Consider the following 19,548-nt stretch of genomic DNA (forward strand, 5'->3'; position numbering starts at 1 on the left):
CGTGGCGCCGGTCGACGCTCTGCCTGTCATCGCCGTCGTCGGTCCCACCGGAACGGGAAAGTCTGATCTCGCGGTCGAGCTTGCCCTCGCTCTGGACGGTGAGATCGTCAACGCGGACTCGATGCAGTTCTACCGCGGCATGGACATCGGCACGGCCAAGATGACTGTCGTGGAACGCCGCGGCGTCCCGCACCACCTGCTCGACATCCTCGATGTGCGCGAGGAGGCGAGCGTCTCGGACTTCCAAGCCGAGGCGCGCGCCGCGATCGCCGACATCCACGCGCGTGGGAAACGCGCGATCCTCGCGGGCGGCTCGGGCCTGTACGTGCGCGCGGTCCTCGACGTCCTCGAGTTCCCCGGGACGGATCCTGCGGTTCGAGCCCGGCTCGAGGCCGAGGCCGAGCGGGAGGGACTCGGCGCCCTCGCGCGCCGGCTCATGGCCGCCGATCCCGCCTCGGGGACGAGGCTTCGGGACGCGCGCCGGATCATCCGGGCGCTCGAGGTCCTCGAGGTCACGGGCCGTCCGTTCAGCTCGTACATGCCGCGGCGCGAGTACGTGCGGCCGGCCATCCAGATCGGGCTCGACATGGATCGCCCCACGCTCCACGCTCGGCTCGAGGCGCGGGTCGGCAGAATGGTCGACGGCGGCCTCCTCGCCGAGGTGCGCGCGCTCGATGCGGCGGGGCTCAGGCAGGGGAGGACGGCGTCTCGGGCACTCGGCTACGCCCAGTTCCTGCGCGTTCTCGACGGCGAGTCGACGATCGAGCGGGCGGCAGAGGAGACGACTGTGGCCACGCGGCAGTTCGCGCGCCGGCAGGCCACGTGGTTCCACGCCGACCCCCGCGTCCACTGGCTCGACGCGCTCGGGCCGGACGTCGTGGCGAGCGCGCTCGGTATTCTTGACTCATGACCGTCCCCGTGACTGACCTTGCAGCCAGCCCCCTCGCCCAGCTTGCCGGACTCGCGTTCGCCAAGGGGCACGGAACGGGCAACGACTTCGTCCTCGTCGCGGATCCCGAGGGACTCCACGAGGTCAGCGCCGAGCAGGCCGCAGCGCTGTGCGACCGCCACCTTGGGATTGGAGCCGACGGGCTCATCCGCGCCGTCCGGTCCGAACACCTGCCCGAGGGGCGCGAGATCCTCGCCGAGGACGCCGGCGCCGCGTGGTTCATGGACTACCGCAACGCGGACGGCTCCATCTCGGAGATGTGCGGCAACGGCGTCCGGGTCTTCGTCGCGTTCCTCCTCGACCAGGGCCTCATCGAGCTCGCACCCGGGGAGGTGCTTCCGATCGGCACGCGCGCGGGCATCAAGCGCGTCGAGCGCCGCGAGGGTGGGTTCGCGGTGGACATGGGCCCGTGGGAGTTCATCCACCCCGCGCAGGCCGAAGCTGAGGCCGGCGATTCGCTCGTGACCGCGGACGGCCTCGACGTCGCCCGCCCCGCGCTGAGCGTGAGCATGGGCAATCCGCACACGGTCGTGGCACTCGCCGCCGACGGCGAGCTCACCCGGCTTCGCCTCTTCACTGCGCCGCACGTCGAGCCCGTCCCGCCGCACGGGACCAACGTCGAGTTTGTCGTCCCGTCCGAGCCGCTCGTCCGCGAGGGCATCGGGAACATCGCGATGCGCGTGCATGAGCGCGGTGTGGGCGAGACGCAGTCGTGTGGGACGGGCGCCTGCGCGGCCGCCGTCGCCATCCGGCATTGGGCGGGACAAGGGGCACCCAACCGCTGGGACGTCCGCGTCCCGGGCGGCACCGTGGGCGTCGCATTCGTGACGGGGGCCGACGGCGCCGAGCACGTCGAGCTCAGCGGCCCGGCTGTGATCGTGGCCCGCGGCACCCTCAGCTAGCTCACCCCCCCTGGGCTTTCGCCGGGATCCTGCCGAGCCTACTCAGCGACTCGGGTGACGCGCAGGACGCGGAAACCCTTCGACGTCGCCGCGCGCGCGACGTCGTACGCGCCGCCCAGCTCGTCGGCGAGCCAACGCTGGAGGGAGTCCGCCCCCAGATTCTTCTGGACCGCGAGCCACGCCTCGCCGCCCACCGCGAGGCGTGGAAGCCAGAGCAGGAGCAGCTCGTGGAGGGCCTGCTTTCCGATGCGGATGGGCGGATTGGACCAGATCGTCGCGAACCGAATGTCTGCTGGTACGGCCTCGGGGAGGGCCGTCCGGACGTTCGGGAGCCCGATCCGGCGAGCATTCGCCGCCGTGAGGGACAGGCTGCGCTCGTTGACGTCGACCGCATGCACGGTGGCCCCCGGCGAGCGCAGCGCCATCGTCAGGGTGATGGGACCCCAGCCGCAGCCGATGTCGAGCAGGGCGCCCTCGGGCGCGGGGTCCGGGGCCTCCTCGAGCAGGACCGCCGTGCCCTTGTCCACGCCGTCCGGGCTGAAGATCCCGGCCGACGTCTCGAGCGCGAGCTCGCGGCCTTCGAGGACGACGGCGAGCGGTCGCCGCACGTCGGGCACGGCAGGCTGGGCGTTGAAATAGTGGGCGGGGTCCATGGGCATCCAGCGTATCGGGTAGAATCCTCTCCATGCGCCTGTTCAAGTAGCCACCACTGTCTGCTGGCCCCGCCCCGCCGTCGACCCCACGCCATCGAACGTGGTCCGGCCGGGCTCTACAGGACTACCCCTAGGAGAACGCTGTGACGCGTGAGCCCTCTTTTGTCACCCCTGAGAACTATTCTGGAAATGCATCCCGTCCGAAGGAGAACATGACCAACCACCACGACGCCGCGTCAGAGCCTCAGCCGCAGGACCTCAGCGCGCAGGACATCCAGGCCGTCATCGACCGGATCCTCGCGAAGGAAGAGGCTGCGACGGCCAAGGGCGCCGGCGGGCGGTCCGCCGACGACGGCGACGCCGCCTCGTCGCGGCGCGCCGGGCTTGCGAGCGGCAAGGCGCTCGCCATCTCCGAGCTCGCCGAGGAACACAGCGAGTACGACGGCGAGCAGCGAGACCTCGAGGAACGCCGCGCCCTGCGCCGCGTCGGGGGCCTTTCGACGGAGCTCGAGGATGTCACCGAGGTCGAGTACCGGCAGCTCCGGCTCGAGCGGGTCGTCCTCGCGGGGATCTGGAGCGAAGGGAAGCTCGAGGACGCCGAGAACTCGCTCCACGAGCTCGCGGCGCTGGCCGAGACGGCGGGTTCCGAGGTGCTCGACGGCGTGGTCCAGCGGCGCCTCAAGCCGGACGCGGGGACCTTCCTCGGCTCCGGCAAGGCCCAAGAGCTCAAGGACATCGTCTACACGACTGGGGCCGACACCGTGATCGTGGACTCGGAGCTTTCGCCGTCGCAGCGGCGCGGGCTCGAGGACATCGTCAAGGTCAAGGTCATCGACCGGACGGCCCTCATCCTCGACATCTTCGCGCAGCACGCGAAGAGCCGCGAGGGCAAGGCGCAGGTCGAGCTCGCGCAGCTCGAGTACCTGCTCCCGCGCCTTCGCGGTTGGGGTGAGTCGATGTCCCGGCAGGCCGGTGGCCGCGTGGGCGCGGCGGGCGGCGGCATCGGGTCCCGTGGTCCCGGTGAGACGAAGATCGAGCTCGACCGGCGCCGCATCCGCACGCGCATGGCCAAGCTCCGCCGCGAGATCGCGGGCATGAAGCCCGCTCGCGAGACGAAGCGCGCGAACCGAAAGCGCAACGAGGTCCCCTCGGTCGCGATCGCGGGCTACACGAACGCGGGCAAGTCCTCGTTGCTCAATCGGCTCACCGACGCGGGCGTCCTCGTGCAGAACGCGCTGTTCGCGACCCTCGATCCGACCGTGCGGCGCGCCGAGACCCCCGACGGGCTCCCGTACACCCTCGCGGACACCGTCGGGTTCGTGCGCTCGTTGCCCACCCAGCTCATCGAGGCGTTCCGCTCGACGCTCGAGGAAGTGGCCGACGCCGATCTCGTTTTGCACGTCGTCGACGCGTCCCATCCCGACCCCGAGGGGCAGATCGCGGCCGTGCGCGAGGTGTTCACCGAGGTCGACGCGCGGAAGGTGCCGGAGATCATCGTGCTCAACAAGGCGGACGCCGCGGATCCGTACGTGCTCGAGCGGCTCCGGCAGCGCGAACCGCGGCACGTCGTGGTCTCGGCGCGCACGGGGCTGGGCATCGACGAGCTCAAGAAGGCGATCAGCGACGCCATCCCGCGGCCGCACGTCGCGCTCACGATCCTGGTCCCGTACAACAGGGGCGATCTCTTGAGCCGACTTCACGAGAGCAGCTCGGAGATCCACTCGCTGGAACACACCGCGGACGGCACGCTGGCCCACGTCGTGGTCCGCGACGAGTTCGTGGCGGAATTGGAGCCGTTCACGGTTCATGAGTGAGCGAGTCATGAGTGAGGGGGCGGCGGAGCAGGCCGCGGGGGAGACGGCCGAGCAGGCCGCCGTGCGGCTGCTCGATGTCGCCGTAGCCGCGATGGGCGGCCAGCAGCGGGATGGGCAGCACGAGATGGTTCGTCAGGTGGCCAGGGCGATCGAGGACGAGCAGCACCTCCTCGTTCAGGCCGGCACCGGCACGGGGAAGTCCCTCGCCTACCTCGTGCCGCTCATCGCGCACTCGCGGCACAGCGGGAGGCCGTCGGTCGTCGCGACTGCGACCCTCGCGCTCCAGGCGCAGATCGTGGGCCGTGACCTGCCGAGGCTCCTCGAGGCGATCGCTCCCGAGCTCGAGGGGACTGTCGACGTCGCCCTCGTCAAGGGACGCTCGAACTACCTCTGCAAGCACAAGATCTCGGGCGGCTTCCCCACGGACGAGTCCGCGGAGGGCCAGCTCTTCGCGCTCGGGGAGGACACCGCCGTCGCCCATCCCGCCGCCAGCGGGACAGGTGGCCCCACAACGCAGCTCGGGCGGGAGGTCAAGCGACTCAGGGACTGGGCCGAGGAGACGGAGACGGGCGACCGCGACGACCTCGTGCCCGGCGTCTCCGACCGCGCGTGGCGGCAGGTCTCGGTCACGGCCCTCGAATGCCTCGGCTCGCAGAGATGCCCGCTGGCCGCCGAGTGCTTCAGTGAGCTCGCGCGGCAGCACGGCGCGGAGGCGGACATCGTCGTGACGAATCATGCGATGCTTGCGATCAACGCGTTCGAGGGCCTCAGCGTCTTGCCCGAGTACGACGTCGTCGTGGTCGACGAGGCGCACGAGCTCCAGGACCGCGTCACCGGCGCCGTGAGCGCCCAGCTCTCCGTCGGGATGATCACGGCGGCGGCCGCGGGCGCGCGCCGGCACTGCGGCATCTCCGTCGAGGCCCTCCAGGCGGCCGCCGCCCAGCTCGAGCTCACGCTCGCGTCCGTGCCCACGGGTCTGCTGGCCCGCGGGCTCACGGGCGAGCTCGTCCAAGTGATCGAGCTGCTGCGCGACGCGTGCCGGGCGGCGCTCTCCGACGCGAAGGCGGGCGATGGGCAGGCCGCGGCCGACGGCGGGCGGCAGGTCGCGCGGTCGCGGCTCCTCGCGATCCTGGAATGCTGCGAGCGGTTCGTCGGTGCCGAGGAGAACGGCGAAGTCATGTGGGCCTCGCGCGCTGGTTCGTTCGATCCCGCGACCGGCTACACGGCGCCCGCCGACGATGCACCGGCGACGCTCAACGTTGCCCCGCTCAACGTGGGCGGCAAGCTCCGGGACGGGCTCTTCGCCGAGCACACCGTGATCCTGACCTCAGCGACGCTCGCCATCGGTTCCGCCTTCGAGCCCGCCGCGGGTGGGCTGGGCCTGCTCGGGAACGGTGCGCCGAGCTGGACGGGGGTCGACGTCGGCTCGCCGTTCGACTACCCGAAGCAGGGCGTCCTGTACGTCGCGCGGCACCTGCCGAAGCCCGGGCGTGGCCTCTCGCCCGAGGCCGTCAACGAGCTCGAGGCGCTCATTCGCGCGTCCTCTGGCGGCGCGCTGTGCCTCTTCTCCTCGCGCCGGGCTGCAGAGGAGGCGGCCGACGAGCTCCGCAAGCGCCTCGACGTCGAGATCCTGTGCCAGGGCGAGTCGTCCATGAGCGCGCTCGTGCGCCAGTTCGCCGAGGAGCCGGACACGTGCCTCTTCGGCACGATGACCCTGTGGCAAGGCGTCGACGTCCCGGGGCACTCATGCCGCCTCGTGGTGATCGACCGTATTCCGTTCCCGCGCCCGGACGATCCCATGACCACGGCGCGCTCCCGTGCCGTTGCGCAGGCTGGCGGGAACGGCTTCATGAGCGTCTCCGCCTCCCATGCGGCCGTGCGGCTCGCACAGGGCGCGGGGCGCCTCATCAGGTCCACCGAGGACCGCGGCGTCGTCGCGGTGCTCGACTCGCGGCTCGCGACGGAGCGCTACGGGGCGTTCCTCCGCTCGGCGCTTCCACCGCTCTGGGGCACGACCGACCGCGCCGTCGTGCTTCAGGCCCTCGAGCGGCTTGCCGCCGCGGGCGCTGACTAGCCGGAACTGACTAGACCGACCTCATCACGGAGACGACGCGCCCCATGATGGTCGCGTGGTCGCCGAGGATCGGCTCGTAACGCGTGTTCTGGGGGAGCAGCCACGTGTGGCCGTCGCGCTGGCGGAACGTCTTGACGGTGGCCTCGTCGTCGAGGAGTGCGGCGACGATGTCACCGTTCTCGGCGTCGTTCTGGCGGCGCACCACGACCCAGTCGCCGTCGCAGATCGCGGCGTCGATCATGGAATCGCCCTTGACCTTGAGCATGAACAGCTCGCCGTAGCCCACGAGCCGGCGGGGGAGCGGCATGACGTCCTCGACGACCTGGTCGGCGAGGATCGGACCGCCCGCGGCGATGCGGCCCACGAGCGGGACCATGGCCGTGTCCGCGGCGCTCGCCATGTCGTCAACGGTGATCCCACCGATCCCGAGCAGCGGTGCCGCCTGCTGGGTCTCGATCGTGAGGGGGCCCTCGTCGAGGCTCAGCGGCATGAGCACTTCCATAGCGCGCGGGCGCTTCGGATCCCGGCGCAGATAGCCGAGCTTCTCGAGCTGCGCGAGCTGGTGCGTGACGCTCGAGAGGCTCGCGAGGCCGACCGTGTCCCCGATCTCGCGCATCGACGGAGGGTAGCCCTTGGTCTGGACCGAGCGCTGGATCGTCTCAAGGATCTTGCGCTGGCGCACCGTGAGACCCTTGGCCGCCTTGGCCACTCCTGCCATGCCGTGCTCCTTCTCGTTCTTATTTTGTCGGTGCCCCTCAGCATCCTGATTCCACCGTAGGGGACACAGAGGCACCTTTCAAACATTTGTTCTATCGAGTCTGGACACGATTCGTCCAGAGGTGCTAAAAAGTGTTCTAGAAGATTCGAAGACAGTTTCGAAAGAACTGCCGAGGAGGAAGTCCCGTGGCACACGCATTCGCAGCACCGTTCTCCGCCCCGCAGAGGGTCCTGCTCGACGACCTTCTGGGTGCGTGCGACGCCGCCCAGTCCGAGTCGGTGCGCCGGCCGAAGCTGCGCCTTACGCGTCGCGGGCGGTTCGTGTTGATCGCCGTTCCCGTTTTCCTTGCTTGCCTGATGCTGCTCGCGGGGCTCACGGCCCTCGTGTCGCCCGCCCGGGCGGGCGACTCTGCGCCGGTGACTACCCCGGCGGTGCACGTGACGGTTCAGCAGGGGCAGTCCCTGTGGTCCGTCGCGGCGCAGTACGCCCCCGACCGGGACCCGCGCGTGGTGATCGGCGAGATCCTCGAGCTCAACGGCCTCGATTCGGCGCGCGTGATGCCGGGGCAGCAGCTGCTCGTCCCCAAGTCATGAATGCGGGAGGCGACCGCGGCCGGGCGTAGGCTGGACCGGTGAACGAGCGGACTGTCCAAGCCTCTGTTTCCGGCGGTATTCAGCCGGACGACCTCACCCCGGAGGAGCGGCTTGCCCGCCTCCCCCTCCGTGAGGATCTGCGTGGACAGCACCCGTACGGTGCGCCGCAACTCGACGTCCCGATCATGCTCAACGTCAACGAGAACACGTACGGGGTTCCCGCCGACGTTCAGGACGCCATCACCGAGGCAGTGCGGGCCGCAGTTGCGGGGCTGAACCGCTACCCCGACCGCGAGTTCACGGAGCTCCGCGCGGCCCTTGCCGAGTATCTGGGCCACGGGCTCGCGCCCGAGCAGCTGTGGGCGGCCAACGGCTCGAACGAGGTGCTGCAGCAGCTGCTCCAGGCATTCGGCGGCCCGGGCCGCTCGGCTCTCGGCTTCCCGCCCACGTACTCGATGTATCCGCTGCTCGCGGCTGGCACCGGGACGGCCTATCTCAAGGGGGTTCGCGGGGTCGACTATGAGCTCACGGCCGATGCGGCGGCCCGGCAGGTCCGCGAGCTGGCCCCCAACCTCGTGTTCCTCTGCTCGCCGAACAACCCCACGGGCACGGCCTTGGGCCTCGACGTCGTCGAGGCCGTGTACGAAGCCGGCGAGGCGAGCCAGGCGATCGTGATCGTCGACGAGGCCTACGCCGAGTTCGCGCAGCTCGGCACGCAGAGTGCCCTCACGCTCCTCCCCGGCCGTCCACGGCTCGTGGTGAGCCGAACCATGAGCAAGGCGTTCGCCCTTGCCGGTGCCCGTCTCGGCTATCTCGCGGCGGCCCCCGAGGTCATCGACGCCCTGCGGCTCGTGCGCCTCCCGTACCACCTCTCCGCTGTGACCCAGGCGACCGCTCTCGCGGCGCTGCGCCACCGCGCCTCACTCATGTCCGAGGTCGAAGAGATCAAGCACCAGCGGGACCGGATCGTGAAGGAGCTCGAGCGGCTCGGCCTGAGGCCGGCCACCTCGGACTCGAACTTCGTGTTCTTCACGGGGCTCCGCGACCCCCAGCGTGTGTGGCGCGGCCTCCTCGAGGCGGGGATCCTCGTGCGCGACGTCGGCATCCCCGGGAGCCTGCGGGTCACTGCGGGAACGGACGCAGAGACCAGCGCGTTCCTGACTCGGCTCGAGGAGCTTCTCCGCGAGGATCCGGCCTGAACCCACCCAGAAGAACTCACCTAGAAGAACCCACCTAGAATGAGTAGGCCCCCCGCAGTCGCCCCTGTTGAAGGACAGGCCCAGTGAAGGACGGACAGCCATGAGCACCCAGCTGCAGACCGCGCCGCGCACGGCGCGGATGGAGCGCACCACGTCCGAATCGTCGGTCGTCGTCGAGATCAATCTCGACGGAACCGGCCGCTCGGACATCTCCAGCAGCGTGCCGTTCTACGACCACATGCTCACGGCGCTCTCGAAGCACTCGCTCATTGACCTCACGGTGAAGGCCAGCGGGGACACTCACATCGACGTGCACCACACGGTCGAGGACATCGCCATCACGTTCGGCGAGGTGCTCAAGGAGGCGCTCGGCTCCAAGGCCGGGATCCGCCGCTTCGGGGAGGCCACCGTGCCGCTCGACGAGGCCCTCGCGCAGGCCGTCGTCGACGTCTCGGGCCGCCCCTACCTCGTGCACTCGGGCGAACCGGCGGGGCAGGAGTATCACCTTATTGGCGGGCACTTCACGGGATCGCTCACGCGTCACGTGTTCGAGGCGATCACTCTCCACGCCGGCATCTGCCTCCACATGCGCGTGCTCGAGGGTCGCGATCCGCACCACATCGTCGAGGCGCAGTTCAAGGCGTTCGCGCGAGCACTTCGCGCAGCCGTCGAGCCTGACCCGCGGATCGGCGACGCCATTCCGTCCACGAAGGGCGCCCTGTGACCGGGACGACCGCGAACGGCGCTAGCGCGCCCGAGCCGCACAACGGCGTCGCCATCGACTCACGCAATCTCGGCGGACCCGCGCCTGACCCCGAGGGGCGGCCGACCGTCGTCGTCCTCGACTATGGCTCGGGCAACGTGCGCTCTGCCGTGCGCGCGCTCGAGCGCGCCGGAGCCGCGGTGACGCTCAGCGCGAAGCCCGAGGACGCCCTCAACGCGGATGGCCTCGTGGTCCCGGGCGTCGGCGCGTTCGCGACGGTCATGGACGAGCTCAAGTCCGTCGACGGCGCGCGCATCATCGGCCGTCGCGTTGCGGGCGGGCGCCCGGTCCTCGCGATCTGCGTGGGCCTCCAGGTGCTGTTCGAACGCGGTGTCGAGCACGGCGTCGAGTGCGAGGGTCTCGGCGAGTGGCCGGGCGTCGTCGAGCTCCTGCCCGCGCCCGTGGTGCCGCACATGGGGTGGAACACGGTCACGGCGCCGGAGGGCTCGAAGCTCTTCGAGGGCGTCGAGTCGGAGCGTTTCTACTTCGTGCACTCGTACGGCGTGCAGACGTGGGAGTTCGACGTGAGCCAGCCGCGCATGGCCGCGCCGCTCGTCACGTGGTCCGAGCACGGCGCCCCGTTTGTCGCGGCGGTCGAGAACGGCCCGCTGTGCGCCACGCAGTTCCACCCCGAGAAGTCAGGGGACGCCGGGGCCCGTCTGCTGCGGAATTGGGTCTCGTGCCTCAAGCCGAAGGCCGCCGCCTGAATGTGGTCCATTCTGCTGTTCGGCCTCGCCGGGCTCCTCGTGGGCGGTGTCGTCTCGTTCCGGCGGCAGGGCCTGCCCAACTGGACGTGGATCTCGTTCGGCGTCCTCGCCGCCGCAGCCCTCGTCGCCGCCTATCTGTTCACCCTGCAGGCCTGAGCGCCAGGCCATCACCACTAGGAGACCACCCATGACCAGCGTCGAGCCCATCCTCGAACTCCTGCCCGCCGTGGACGTCGCGGACGGCCAGGCGGTGCGCCTCGTGCAGGGCGAGGCGGGGAGCGAGACGAGCTACGGCGCCCCGCTCGACGCCGCGCTCGCGTGGCAGAACGACGGCGCCGAGTGGGTTCATCTCGTGGACCTCGACGCCGCCTTCGGGCGCGGGAGCAACCGCGAACTGCTCGCCGACGTCGTGAAGCAGCTCTCCGTCAAGGTCGAGCTCTCGGGCGGCATCCGCGACGACGCCTCCCTTGACGCCGCGCTCGAGCTCGGCGCGGCGCGAGTCAACCTCGGCACGGCCGCCCTCGAGGACCCGGCCTGGACGGCCCGCGCGATCGAGCGCTACGGCGACCGGATCGCCGTCGGCCTCGACGTGCGCGGCACGACGCTCGCGGCGCGCGGCTGGACCAAGGAGGGCGGCGACCTCTGGGAGGTGCTGGCGCGCCTAGAGGACGCCGGGTGCGCCCGCTATGTGGTCACGGACGTCACGAAGGACGGCACCCTCCGCGGCCCGAACGTCGAGCTGCTCAAGCAGATGTGCGAGCGGACCAGGAAGCCTGTCGTCGCGTCCGGCGGCATCTCGAGCCTCGACGATCTGCGCGCGCTGCGCGAGCTCGTGCCGCTCGGCGTCGAGGGCGCGATCGTGGGCAAGGCGCTGTACGCGGGCAAGTTCACGCTCCCAGAGGCGCTCGACGTCGCCGGCCGTCGCTGACGTGGGCGCGGACGGCGGACCCGCGCCCCGGCATCTGCCGGGGCACATCGCGGCGGCGCTCGCCAGAGCCGGCGAGGCCACGGACTCGGCCGGCCAGCCGTGGTCCGGGCGCGATCTCGCCGGCGAGGGCAACCCCCTGCACCAATTCGATGCGGACGACGGCGAGGCCGACCCGCGCGTCGAGGCCGCCATTGCGGCACTCGCCACGGGCGGAACCGAAGAGGCCGTGATGGAGGCCCTCGCCGCCGCGCGCGTCTTCGTGCCCGTGGTCGCCGAGCTCGTGGAAGGGGGTCTCGGGGTCCACGGCTTCGCCGAGGACAAGGAAGCCGACATGGCCCTCGTGACCCTCAGCGCGCCGGACGGGCGCAAGGCCCTTCCGGTGTTCACGTCGGTGGCCCGGCTTGAGGCCTGGCACGCGGAGGCGCGGCCGGTCGCGGTGTTCGCGCCGCGGGCCGCTCTCTCGGCCGTCTCCGAGGGTGCCGAGCTCGTGGTCGTCGATCCCGGTGCCGACGCGACGTTCGTGCTGCGCCGCCCTGCGGTGTGGGCGCTCGCCCAGCAGAAGCCGTGGACGCCGTCGTACCGCGACGCTTCGCTCGCTGAGGTGGTCTCCGAAGCCATCGAAGACATCGTGCCGATCCGCGCCGCACGGCTCGAACCCGGCAAGGGCGTCGCGACGCGCGACCGCGCAGGCCGCGTCCTGGCCGGGGGCGGACCCGGCCCCGAGCTCCGGATCGTGCTCGAGCTCGCCCCCGGCTTGCCAGCCGACGCGCTGCGTGAAATGGTGGCAGAGCTGAACGGCCGACTCGCCGGCAGCGAACGCTTCGCAGAGGCTGTCGACTCGATCGAGATCTCCCTCCGAGCGTTCGGGGACTGAGCCGCCCCCGCCACAAGGCGGAGCGCGCGGCTTTCAAAGGGGGATCGATGGATTTCGCCCTGTACGGGCAACTGTGGCGACGCCGCCCGGTAAGGAATCTGCTGCTTGTCGCGATGGTCGCACGCTTGCCTCACTCTGCCGCGGGCGTGCTCCTGACGCTCCACGTCGTGCAGACGCTGGGACTCGGCTACGGAGCCGCGGGGGCGGTGGCCGCCCTGCTCACGATCGGGATCGCGCTCGGCGCTCCGTGGCGCGGCCGGCGCGTCGACACGGCGGGCCTGCGCGTGGCGCTCATCCCATCGATCGTCGCGGAGGCGGTCGTATGGTCGATCGCGCCACACCTCAACTACCCGGGCCTGCTCGTCGCCGCTCTCGTGGGCGGCGTGTTCGCGCTCCCGATCTTCTCGGTGGTGCGCCAGTCGCTCGGCGTCATGACCACGCCGGAGCAGCGCCGCACGGCCTTCGCGCTCGACTCGATCGGCACCGAGGTGACGTTCATGGTGGGCCCCGCCGCCGCGGCGCTCGTGGCCGTGCACCTTTCGACTGCGATCGGCCTCACGGCCGTGGGCGTCTCGGCTGCTCTCGCGGGCCTCGCGCTCGTGTGGTTCAACCCGCCCACCCGCTCCGGCCAGCCCGGCTCCGTGGCGGGCGGAATGGCGCCGACAACCGACCGCGACGACGTCGCCTCGAGCCTCGAATCGGCCGAGAGCGCGGCGCCCGCGGAGGTGGCCGCCGGTCAGGCCGACGGCGCGTCGGGCCTGCGACGGCTGCTCGGCCGCGCCCGCGGCGGGCTCGGTTGGCTCACCGTGGCCGTCGCCGTCATCCTCGTGGTGGCGGCCGGTGCGGGGATGGTGCTCTCGGGCACGGACGTCGGGATTGTCGCCGTCCTCCGCGGGAACGGGCAGGGCGAGCAGCTTGGCTTCGTGTTCTTTGCGTGGTGCCTCGCCTCGCTCGTCGGCGGACTCGTGTACGGGGCGATGACGTTGCGCATCCACCCGCTCGTCCTGCTCCTGCTCATGTCTGCCCTCACTGTGCCGATGGGCTTCGCGACCGATGTGTGGAGCCTCAGCCTCCTCGCGCTCCCGGCAGGGCTGCTGTGCGCGCCGACGCTCTCCGCGGCGTCGGAGGCGGTGGCCGCGCTCGTCGATGAGAATCGGCGCGGCGAGGCCATGGGCTGGTATGGCTCGGCGCTCACCGCAGGCACTGCGCTCGGCTCGCCGTTCACGGGGATCATGATCGACGCTGCGGGTCCCTGGGCGGGTTTCGCCGGGATCGGCATCGGGGGCGTCGTGCTGTGTGCGGCCGGGCTCGTGGCGCAGGGCGTCCGACGGCGGCGCCGCACCTTGGCGGGTTAGGCCGGGCGGCGGGTTAGGCCGGGCGGCGGGATAGGCCGGGTCGGCTTCCGGGGCTAGTTGACAGGACCCGTGTACTTTTCGCCGGGGCCCTTGCCCGGCTCGTCCGGGAGGAGGGAGGCCTCGCGGAACGCGAGCTGGAGCGAGCGGAGGCCGTCGCGCAGCGGCGCGGCGTGCTGGGAACCGATCTCGGGGGCGGCCGCCGTGACGAGTCCCGCGAGGGCCGTGATGAGCTTGCGCGCCTCGTCGAGGTCCTTGAGGGCCTCGCCCTCCGGGCCCTCGGCGAGCCCCACCTTGACGGCAGCGGCGCTCATGAGGTGCACCGCCGTCGTCGTGATGACTTCGACCGCGGGAACCTCGGCAATGTCGCGAACTTCGGCGCTCACATCGGTCTCAGCGGTCGAGGACGGGGTCTGATCAGTCATGCTGCTAAGCTTTGCACAGACCGACTGGATGTCGTTATTCCGCGTGCGGCCCACGCGGTGGTCAGTGGCATGCGCCGTGACCCTGTATACTTGACAGACAGTTTGCAAGCGGAGTTCTCTCCCACCCGCGTCGGCGTGCATTGAGCATTGCTGCCGGGTACTCAGGTCGCCCGCCGCGGAATCCACCGCGGCCGGACGCGGCGCCCTATGCGGCGCTGACCTTCGAGGCCTCCGATTGCGCCGACAATCGGGGGCCTTCCTCGTTGTCGGGGCCATCCTTGACTACTTGAGGAGCTTGAACATTAGCGATCCACGCATCAATGAGCGAATCCGCGTCCCCGAGGTGCGCCTCGTCGGGCCTGCCGGTGAGCAGGTTGGCATCGTGCGCATCGAGGACGCGCTGCGTCTGGCCGCAGAGGCCGACCTCGATCTCGTTGAAGTAGCACCCCAGGCGAAACCGCCGGTGTGCAAGCTGATGGATTTCGGCAAGTACAAGTACGAGGCAGCGGTCAAGGCCCGCGAGGCCCGCAAGAACCAGACGAATACGGTTCTGAAGGAGATTCGCTTCCGGCTCAAGATCGATACCCACGACTACGAGACGAAGAAGGGCCACGCGCTCCGCTTCCTCGGCGCCGGGGACAAGGTCAAGGCCATGATCCAGTTCCGCGGTCGTGAGCAGCAGCGTCCGGAGATGGGCATCCGCCTCCTCCAGCGTTTTGCCGACGACGTCGCCGAGGTCGGTGCGGTCGAGTCCGCTCCGCGCATCGACGGACGCAACATGGTCATGGTCATCGGCCCGCTCAAGAACAAGGCCGAGGCCAAGGCCGAGGCCCGTCGCGCCGCGCAGCGCGCCGCGGACAAGGCGAAGGCTGAGGCTGCCAAGACCGCGGGCGTTACGGCGGACAAGGCGCCGATGACGCAGTCGCTCGGCGACGCGCTGCCGGCGGACTTCCTGCAGCAGGCGGACGACGCGGCTCTCGAGGCTGTGGAGTTCGAGGGCGAAGAGTTTGACGCGGCAGAGTTCGAGGCCGAGGTCGAGGCTGCGTCGGTCGACGCCGCCACGGTCGAGGCCGAGCCTGTTGAGGCTGCGCCGGTTGAGGCCGAGCCGGTCGAGACCGCCACGGTTGAGGCCGAGCCGGTCGAGACCGCGACGGTTGAGGCCGCGACGGTTGAGGCCGAGCCGGTCGAGACCGCGACGGTTGAGACTGCGCCTGTCGAGGCCGCGCCGGTTGAGACTGCGCCGGTTGAGGCCGCGCCGGTTGAGACCGCGCCCGTCGAGGTCGCCCAGCCGGTGGCTGCCGCCGCCGTGGCTTCCCAGGCCAAGGAGGCGCCCCAGACCAAGGGCGCACCGAAGCCGACTCCGCGCCCGCAGGCCCCCCGGCCGGCGGAGGCTGCGAAGCCGGCCGCGCCCAAGCCCTCGGCACCGCGGCCGCAGGCCCCGAAGCCGGGCGCCCCGCGGCCTGCATCCTCGACGCCCAAGCCGGCCGGCCCCCGGTCGTCTGGACGCCGGGGCAACTAGCCCACTGCGGCCGGTCTGACCGGCCAGCGGTACAACCAGTCGGCCCGCGAAAGCGGGCCGCCAGAGAAGCCGCGGCCACGTGCCGCGGGAAGCGAAGGGAAACGGTTCCTATGCCGAAGATGAAGACCCACAGTGGCGCCAAGAAGCGCTTCAAGCTGACCGGCTCCGGCAAGCTCAAGCGTCAGCAGGCCAACCGCCGCCACTACCTCGAGCACAAGCCCACGACGCTCACGCGCCGTCTCCACGCCGACAAGATCGTGGCCAAGGGTGACGCCAAGGTCATCAAGCGGATGCTCGGCATCTGAATTAGTCTCCCAGCCACGATTTTCTAAAGGAGTATTCACATGGCACGTGTGAAGCGGGCAGTCAACGCCCACAAGAAGCGCCGTACCGTCCTCGAGCGGGCGTCCGGCTACCGAGGCCAGCGCTCTCGCCTGTACCGCAAGGCGAAGGAGCAGCTGCTGCACTCGTTCGTGTACAGCTACCAGGACCGTCACAAGCGCAAGGGTGACTTCCGTCGCCTCTGGATCCAGCGCATCAACGCTGCCGCCCGCGCGAACGGCCTGACCTACAACCGCCTCATCCAGGGCCTCAAGGCCGCCGAGGTCGAGGTTGACCGCCGCATGCTCGCCGAGCTCGCCGTTTCGGACGCCGCCGCGTTCGCCGCGCTCGTCGAGGTCGCCAAGAAGGCGCTTCCCTCGGACGTCAACGCCCCGGTCGCCGCGAAGTAACTTTCGCCCCGCGCACCTTTCCGCACCGCCCGCATTGCCCTCCCCGGCACTGCGGGCGGTGCGGTTTAAGGCGGCTTCCGCCGCTCGGTTAAAGTGGATCAGTGACTTCTTCGCACCACCTCGAGCCCATGACCAACCCGCGCGCCGACCGCGTGCGCGACGTGGCCAAGCTCGCCCAGCGCTCCGCGCGGACGCGCCGGGGCCTCTTCCTCGCCGAGGGTCCGCAAGCGGTCCGCGAGGCGTTGCGCCTCGACGCACGGCTCGCGGACGACGGCGCGCCCCGCCTTGTTGCGGAGGTCTACGCGAGTGCCGCGTGCCTCGAGCGGTACCCCGAGCTCGACGCCCTCGCGCGCGCGACCGGTGCTCTGCGGACCGCGACCGACGACGTCCTCGCGGCGATGGCCGACACCGTGAGTCCCCAGGGCATCCTCGCGGTGTGCCGCCAGCTCGACGTCACGCTCGCCGAGGTCCTGAGCCGCGGGCCTCGGCTCGTGGCCGTCCTGTGCCGGGTCCAAGACCCGGGGAACGCGGGGACGATCCTGCGGGCCGCCGATTCCGCGGGGGCGGACGCGGTCGTGTTCACCGAGGGCAGCGTGGACCCGTACAACCCCAAGACTGTGCGCAGCACGGCCGGCTCGCTCTTCCATGTCCCGTTCGTGATCGGGGCCGACCCCGCCGAGCTCGCGCAGCAGCTGCGCGGGGCAGGCGTGGGAGTCCTCGCCGCGGACGGCTACGGCCCCGTGGATCTCGACGCGCTCCAGGACGAGAGCGCGGCGCGCCGCCTGACGGTGGGACCACCGGTCGTGGGACCACTGGGCGATGGGACTCTGGGCGATCGAGCGCTGGGTGGGGGAGCGAATGGCGAGGCGGCGCCGGAGGGACGCTCGTCCGGCGAAGGCGAGGCCGCGCCGTCGTACGCGCTCGAGGCGCCCACGGCGTGGCTGTTCGGGAACGAGGCCCAGGGGCTCTCGGACGCCGAGCTGGCCCTCGCGGACGCCCGCGTGGCGGTGCCCCTCTACGGCGAGGCGGAGAGCCTCAACGTGGGGACGGCGGCGACGGTGTGCCTCTACGCGAGCGCCCGCGCGCAGCGTCGAGGGCAGCGGACCGGGTAGATTCGCAGGCATGTCAGCAGGCGGGGGAACCAAGGCAGTCGTCGCGGCGCTCGCGGCCAATCTTGCGATCGCGGCAATGAAGGTCGTAGCGTTCGCGCTCACGGCGTCGTCGTCGATGCTCGCCGAGGCCATCCACTCGGTCGCCGATTCGGGCAATCAGATCCTGCTGCTCATCGGCGGGAAGCGCGCCTCGCGTCAGGCAAGCCCGCAGCACCCGTTCGGCTACGGACGCGAGCGGTACATCTACGCGTTCATCGTCTCGATCGTGCTGTTCAGCGTGGGCGGCCTGTTCGCGCTCTACGAGGCCTGGGAGAAGCTCCAGCACCCCCACGGCATCGAGGGGCCGTGGTGGTGGGTTCCCGTGGCGATCCTGCTCGGCTCGATCATCGCGGAGAGCCTCTCGTTCCGGACCGGTCTGCGCGAGGCGCGGCCACACCGCGGCAGCCAAAGCTGGGTCGCGTTCATCCGCACCGCGAAGCAGCCCGAGCTGCCCGTCGTGCTCCTCGAGGACTTCGGCGCGCTCATTGGACTCGTGTGCGCTCTGTTCGGGGTCTCGCTCACGCTCGCGACGGGCAGCGGCGCGTGGGACGCGATCGGGACTGGCCTCATCGGGCTCCTGCTCGTGGGCATCGCCGCAATCCTCGCGCTCGAGACAAGCTCGCTCCTCCTCGGGGAATCCGCGAGCGCGGAGGACATCGCGAGGATCGAGGCGGCGATCTCGAGCGACGGCACGCGCATCATCCACCTCCGCACGATGCACCTCGGCCCCGAGGAGCTGCTCGTCGCGGCGAAGTTCGGCGTGGCCCGCGGCGCGTCCGGCGAGAGCATCGCGCGGGCGATCGACGACGCCGAGGCCCGGATCCGCTCGGCCGTGCCGAGCGCTCGGGTCATCTACCTCGAGCCGGATATCCCTCGCGGCGCTCCAGCCAGCCGCTGAGGGCGGCGATGCCGAGGCCGAGGACCGCGAGACCTGCCCCGACGTACGCGGGGGCCGTGAAGCCCCAGCCCCAGCCGATCACGAGGCCGCCCACGAACGCGCCGAGCGCGTTCGCGACGTTGAGGGCCGAGTGGTTGAGCGAGGACGCGAGCGTCGCGGCGTTCGGCGCTGAGTCGAGGAGCCGGGTCTGGAGGGCGGGGATGAGCGTTGAGCCCGAGCCCCCGATCACGAAGACCATGAGCAGTGCGGTGGGCCACCAGTGCGCTGCCAGTCCGTACAGGACCATGACGACGACGACGAGGCTCAGGCCCCGATAGATGGTGCCCATGACCGAGCGATCCGCCATGCGGCCGCCGATGACGTTGCCCACGACCATGCCCAGCCCGTACAGGGCCACCACGAGCGGCATGAGATTCTCTGGGAGCCCCGCCACCGAGGTCATCGTGTGGGAGATGTACGTGTAGGTCGCGAAGAACCCGCCGAAGCCCACGACGCCGATGAGCAAGGCGAGCCACATCTGCACGCGCGTGAGGGCGCCGAGCTCACGCCGGATGCTTGCCTCGGGGTGCGCCGGCTCGAACGGGACGAAGCGCCAGATCATGGCGACCGCGGCGAGGCCGATGACGGCGGTGACGACGAAGAGGAGGCGCCACCCGAACGCCTGGCCGAGCCACGTGGCGAACGGGACGCCGAGCACGTTGGCGATCGTCAGCCCGGACATGACCGTCGCGATCGCCCAGCCCCGCCTCGTCGGCGCGACGAGCGTCCCGGCCAGGACCGCGGCGGCGCCGAAATAGGCGCCGTGCGGGAGGCCGGACGCGAAGCGCGAGATCATCATGCTGCCGAAGTCGGCCGCGAAGACGGACGAGAAGTTGCCGAGGGCGATGAGCGCGGCGAGCCCCATGACGAGGTACTTGCGCGGGAGCCGCGCCCCCACGGCCGCGAGGATCGGGGCGCCGACCACAACGCCGAGCGCGTAGGCGGAGATGAGCTGGCCCGCCTGCGGCGTGGAGAGGCTCAGGCCGCGCTCGATTTCCTTGAGGAGGCCCATCGTGGTGAACTCGACGGTCCCGATGCCGAAGCCGCCGATCGCGAGCGAGAGCATGGCCCAGAAGAGCGGGCGCGGCGCGAGCGGCGAGGGGGCGGCGTGGCTCGCGCCCGGGCTCTGGGCAGGGGCTGTCTGGGCAGCGGGCGTGGTCATGCGCTGATCCTCGGGGGTCGGTGCTGGGAAGAGGGGCAGCGCTGGCCCTCGAGATTGTTAAACCCTACGCGCTGCCGGCTCATTCCTGACAGCGGCC

The 19,548-nt window shown here is 70.9% G+C and carries 21 protein-coding genes; 17 read left to right on the forward strand and 4 right to left on the reverse strand.

What is annotated here, in order from left to right; all coding sequences use genetic code 11:
* Position 1 precedes the first annotated feature (1 nt).
* A complete protein-coding gene (miaA, locus tag ACOKR1_RS08185) occupies positions 2–910 on the forward strand; it encodes a tRNA (adenosine(37)-N6)-dimethylallyltransferase MiaA (RefSeq protein WP_422936180.1) in 909 nt (302 codons plus the stop codon).
* Positions 907–1,851: a diaminopimelate epimerase gene (dapF, locus tag ACOKR1_RS08190; RefSeq protein WP_422936181.1), complete on the forward strand. Its 945-nt coding sequence runs from the start codon at positions 907–909 to the stop codon at positions 1,849–1,851. Before miaA ends, dapF begins: the two co-directional genes overlap by 4 nt.
* A gap of 38 nt (positions 1,852–1,889) precedes the next feature.
* Here the strand turns inward: dapF and ACOKR1_RS08195 are convergent, their stop codons facing one another.
* Positions 1,890–2,504: a class I SAM-dependent methyltransferase gene (locus ACOKR1_RS08195; RefSeq protein WP_422936182.1), complete on the reverse strand. Its 615-nt coding sequence runs from the start codon at positions 2,502–2,504 to the stop codon at positions 1,890–1,892.
* Between the two features lie 212 nt (positions 2,505–2,716).
* Between ACOKR1_RS08195 and hflX the strand changes: the two genes are divergently transcribed.
* Together hflX and ACOKR1_RS08205 are read left to right on the forward strand one after the other, a co-directional pair.
* A complete protein-coding gene (gene hflX, locus ACOKR1_RS08200) occupies positions 2,717–4,318 on the forward strand; it encodes a GTPase HflX (RefSeq protein ID WP_422936183.1) in 1,602 nt (533 codons plus the stop codon).
* 7 nt (positions 4,319–4,325) lie between these two features.
* Positions 4,326–6,392, forward strand: coding sequence for an ATP-dependent DNA helicase (locus ACOKR1_RS08205; RefSeq protein ID WP_422936184.1), 2,067 nt, complete (start codon positions 4,326–4,328; stop codon positions 6,390–6,392).
* A 10-nt stretch (positions 6,393–6,402) separates the two neighbouring features.
* Here ACOKR1_RS08205 and lexA read toward each other — a convergent pair whose 3' ends face one another.
* Positions 6,403–7,110: a transcriptional repressor LexA gene (gene lexA / locus ACOKR1_RS08210; RefSeq protein WP_415855427.1), complete on the reverse strand. Its 708-nt coding sequence runs from the start codon at positions 7,108–7,110 to the stop codon at positions 6,403–6,405.
* 185 nt (positions 7,111–7,295) lie between these two features.
* Between lexA and ACOKR1_RS08215 the strand changes: the two genes are divergently transcribed.
* The 8 genes from ACOKR1_RS08215 (at position 7,296) to ACOKR1_RS08250 (ending at position 13,529) form a co-directional block, all read left to right on the forward strand.
* Complete coding sequence (locus ACOKR1_RS08215; protein ID WP_422936185.1) at positions 7,296–7,703, forward strand: LysM peptidoglycan-binding domain-containing protein; 408 nt, start codon at positions 7,296–7,298, stop codon at positions 7,701–7,703.
* Between the two features lie 77 nt (positions 7,704–7,780).
* Positions 7,781–8,902 carry a histidinol-phosphate transaminase gene (locus ACOKR1_RS08220; protein WP_422936582.1) on the forward strand — a complete coding sequence of 374 codons (1,122 nt, stop codon included), beginning with the start codon at positions 7,781–7,783 and terminating at the stop codon, positions 8,900–8,902.
* A gap of 100 nt (positions 8,903–9,002) precedes the next feature.
* The gene (hisB, locus tag ACOKR1_RS08225) at positions 9,003–9,626 is read left to right on the forward strand and encodes an imidazoleglycerol-phosphate dehydratase HisB (protein WP_415855425.1); all 624 of its coding nucleotides are present in this window, start codon (positions 9,003–9,005) and stop codon (positions 9,624–9,626) included.
* A 53-nt stretch (positions 9,627–9,679) separates the two neighbouring features.
* Complete coding sequence (gene hisH, locus ACOKR1_RS08230; RefSeq protein ID WP_422936583.1) at positions 9,680–10,372, forward strand: imidazole glycerol phosphate synthase subunit HisH; 693 nt, start codon at positions 9,680–9,682, stop codon at positions 10,370–10,372.
* Entirely contained in the window at positions 10,373–10,528 is a 156-nt protein-coding gene (locus ACOKR1_RS08235; protein WP_415855424.1) for a hypothetical protein, read from the forward strand.
* 31 nt (positions 10,529–10,559) lie between these two features.
* Positions 10,560–11,300 (forward strand): bifunctional 1-(5-phosphoribosyl)-5-((5-phosphoribosylamino)methylideneamino)imidazole-4-carboxamide isomerase/phosphoribosylanthranilate isomerase PriA, encoded by a 741-nt coding sequence (gene priA / locus ACOKR1_RS08240; protein ID WP_422936186.1) that lies wholly within the window; start codon positions 10,560–10,562, stop codon positions 11,298–11,300.
* 1 nt (position 11,301) lies between these two features.
* Positions 11,302–12,174: an SseB family protein gene (locus ACOKR1_RS08245; RefSeq protein WP_422936187.1), complete on the forward strand. Its 873-nt coding sequence runs from the start codon at positions 11,302–11,304 to the stop codon at positions 12,172–12,174.
* A 47-nt stretch (positions 12,175–12,221) separates the two neighbouring features.
* Positions 12,222–13,529, forward strand: a complete 1,308-nt coding sequence (locus ACOKR1_RS08250) for an MFS transporter (RefSeq protein ID WP_422936188.1) — start codon at positions 12,222–12,224, stop codon at positions 13,527–13,529.
* A gap of 53 nt (positions 13,530–13,582) precedes the next feature.
* Here ACOKR1_RS08250 and ACOKR1_RS08255 read toward each other — a convergent pair whose 3' ends face one another.
* Complete coding sequence (locus ACOKR1_RS08255; protein WP_415857214.1) at positions 13,583–13,951, reverse strand: DUF1844 domain-containing protein; 369 nt, start codon at positions 13,949–13,951, stop codon at positions 13,583–13,585.
* Between the two features lie 295 nt (positions 13,952–14,246).
* On the opposite strand from ACOKR1_RS08255, the gene infC reads away from it, so the two are divergent.
* The 5 genes from infC to ACOKR1_RS08280 all read left to right on the forward strand — a co-directional run bounded on the left by infC (position 14,247) and on the right by ACOKR1_RS08280 (position 18,250).
* The gene (infC, locus tag ACOKR1_RS08260; RefSeq protein WP_422936189.1) at positions 14,247–15,470 is read left to right on the forward strand and encodes a translation initiation factor IF-3; all 1,224 of its coding nucleotides are present in this window, start codon (positions 14,247–14,249) and stop codon (positions 15,468–15,470) included.
* 110 nt (positions 15,471–15,580) lie between these two features.
* The gene (gene rpmI / locus ACOKR1_RS08265) at positions 15,581–15,775 is read left to right on the forward strand and encodes a 50S ribosomal protein L35 (protein ID WP_136609839.1); all 195 of its coding nucleotides are present in this window, start codon (positions 15,581–15,583) and stop codon (positions 15,773–15,775) included.
* A 39-nt stretch (positions 15,776–15,814) separates the two neighbouring features.
* Complete coding sequence (rplT, locus tag ACOKR1_RS08270) at positions 15,815–16,201, forward strand: 50S ribosomal protein L20 (protein ID WP_138443805.1); 387 nt, start codon at positions 15,815–15,817, stop codon at positions 16,199–16,201.
* Positions 16,202–16,329: 128 nt separating this feature from the next.
* Entirely contained in the window at positions 16,330–17,313 is a 984-nt protein-coding gene (locus ACOKR1_RS08275; RefSeq protein ID WP_422936584.1) for a TrmH family RNA methyltransferase, read from the forward strand.
* 10 nt (positions 17,314–17,323) lie between these two features.
* Entirely contained in the window at positions 17,324–18,250 is a 927-nt protein-coding gene (locus ACOKR1_RS08280; RefSeq protein ID WP_422936190.1) for a cation diffusion facilitator family transporter, read from the forward strand.
* Here the strand turns inward: ACOKR1_RS08280 and ACOKR1_RS08285 are convergent.
* Positions 18,201–19,355, reverse strand: a complete 1,155-nt coding sequence (locus ACOKR1_RS08285; RefSeq protein WP_422936585.1) for an MFS transporter — start codon at positions 19,353–19,355, stop codon at positions 18,201–18,203. The genes ACOKR1_RS08280 and ACOKR1_RS08285 overlap by 50 nt on opposite strands.
* Positions 19,356–19,548 lie beyond the last annotated feature (193 nt).

Origin of the sequence: Sinomonas sp. P47F7 (genome assembly GCF_049332655.1) — a bacterium.
Taxonomy (GTDB): Bacteria; Actinomycetota; Actinomycetes; order Actinomycetales; family Micrococcaceae; genus Sinomonas.

What these genes read in the sequence shown, in the direction of transcription:
- hflX (WP_422936183.1), top strand. Translation starts at nt 2,717, where the DNA reads ATGACCAACCACCACGACGCCGCGTCAGAGCCTCAGCCGCAGGACCTC.
- ACOKR1_RS08205 (WP_422936184.1), top strand. Translation starts at nt 4,326, where the DNA reads ATGAGTGAGGGGGCGGCGGAGCAGGCCGCGGGGGAGACGGCCGAGCAG.
- lexA (WP_415855427.1), bottom strand. Translation starts at nt 7,110, where the DNA reads ATGGCAGGAGTGGCCAAGGCGGCCAAGGGTCTCACGGTGCGCCAGCGC.
- rpmI (WP_136609839.1), top strand. Translation starts at nt 15,581, where the DNA reads ATGCCGAAGATGAAGACCCACAGTGGCGCCAAGAAGCGCTTCAAGCTG.
- ACOKR1_RS08250 (WP_422936188.1), top strand. Translation starts at nt 12,222, where the DNA reads ATGGATTTCGCCCTGTACGGGCAACTGTGGCGACGCCGCCCGGTAAGG.
- dapF (WP_422936181.1), top strand. Translation starts at nt 907, where the DNA reads ATGACCGTCCCCGTGACTGACCTTGCAGCCAGCCCCCTCGCCCAGCTT.
- ACOKR1_RS08195 (WP_422936182.1), bottom strand. Translation starts at nt 2,504, where the DNA reads ATGGACCCCGCCCACTATTTCAACGCCCAGCCTGCCGTGCCCGACGTG.
- ACOKR1_RS08235 (WP_415855424.1), top strand. Translation starts at nt 10,373, where the DNA reads ATGTGGTCCATTCTGCTGTTCGGCCTCGCCGGGCTCCTCGTGGGCGGT.
- priA (WP_422936186.1), top strand. Translation starts at nt 10,560, where the DNA reads ATGACCAGCGTCGAGCCCATCCTCGAACTCCTGCCCGCCGTGGACGTC.
- ACOKR1_RS08285 (WP_422936585.1), bottom strand. Translation starts at nt 19,355, where the DNA reads ATGCTCTCGCTCGCGATCGGCGGCTTCGGCATCGGGACCGTCGAGTTC.
- ACOKR1_RS08275 (WP_422936584.1), top strand. Translation starts at nt 16,330, where the DNA reads ATGACCAACCCGCGCGCCGACCGCGTGCGCGACGTGGCCAAGCTCGCC.
- rplT (WP_138443805.1), top strand. Translation starts at nt 15,815, where the DNA reads ATGGCACGTGTGAAGCGGGCAGTCAACGCCCACAAGAAGCGCCGTACC.
- ACOKR1_RS08255 (WP_415857214.1), bottom strand. Translation starts at nt 13,951, where the DNA reads ATGACTGATCAGACCCCGTCCTCGACCGCTGAGACCGATGTGAGCGCC.
- ACOKR1_RS08280 (WP_422936190.1), top strand. Translation starts at nt 17,324, where the DNA reads ATGTCAGCAGGCGGGGGAACCAAGGCAGTCGTCGCGGCGCTCGCGGCC.
- hisB (WP_415855425.1), top strand. Translation starts at nt 9,003, where the DNA reads ATGAGCACCCAGCTGCAGACCGCGCCGCGCACGGCGCGGATGGAGCGC.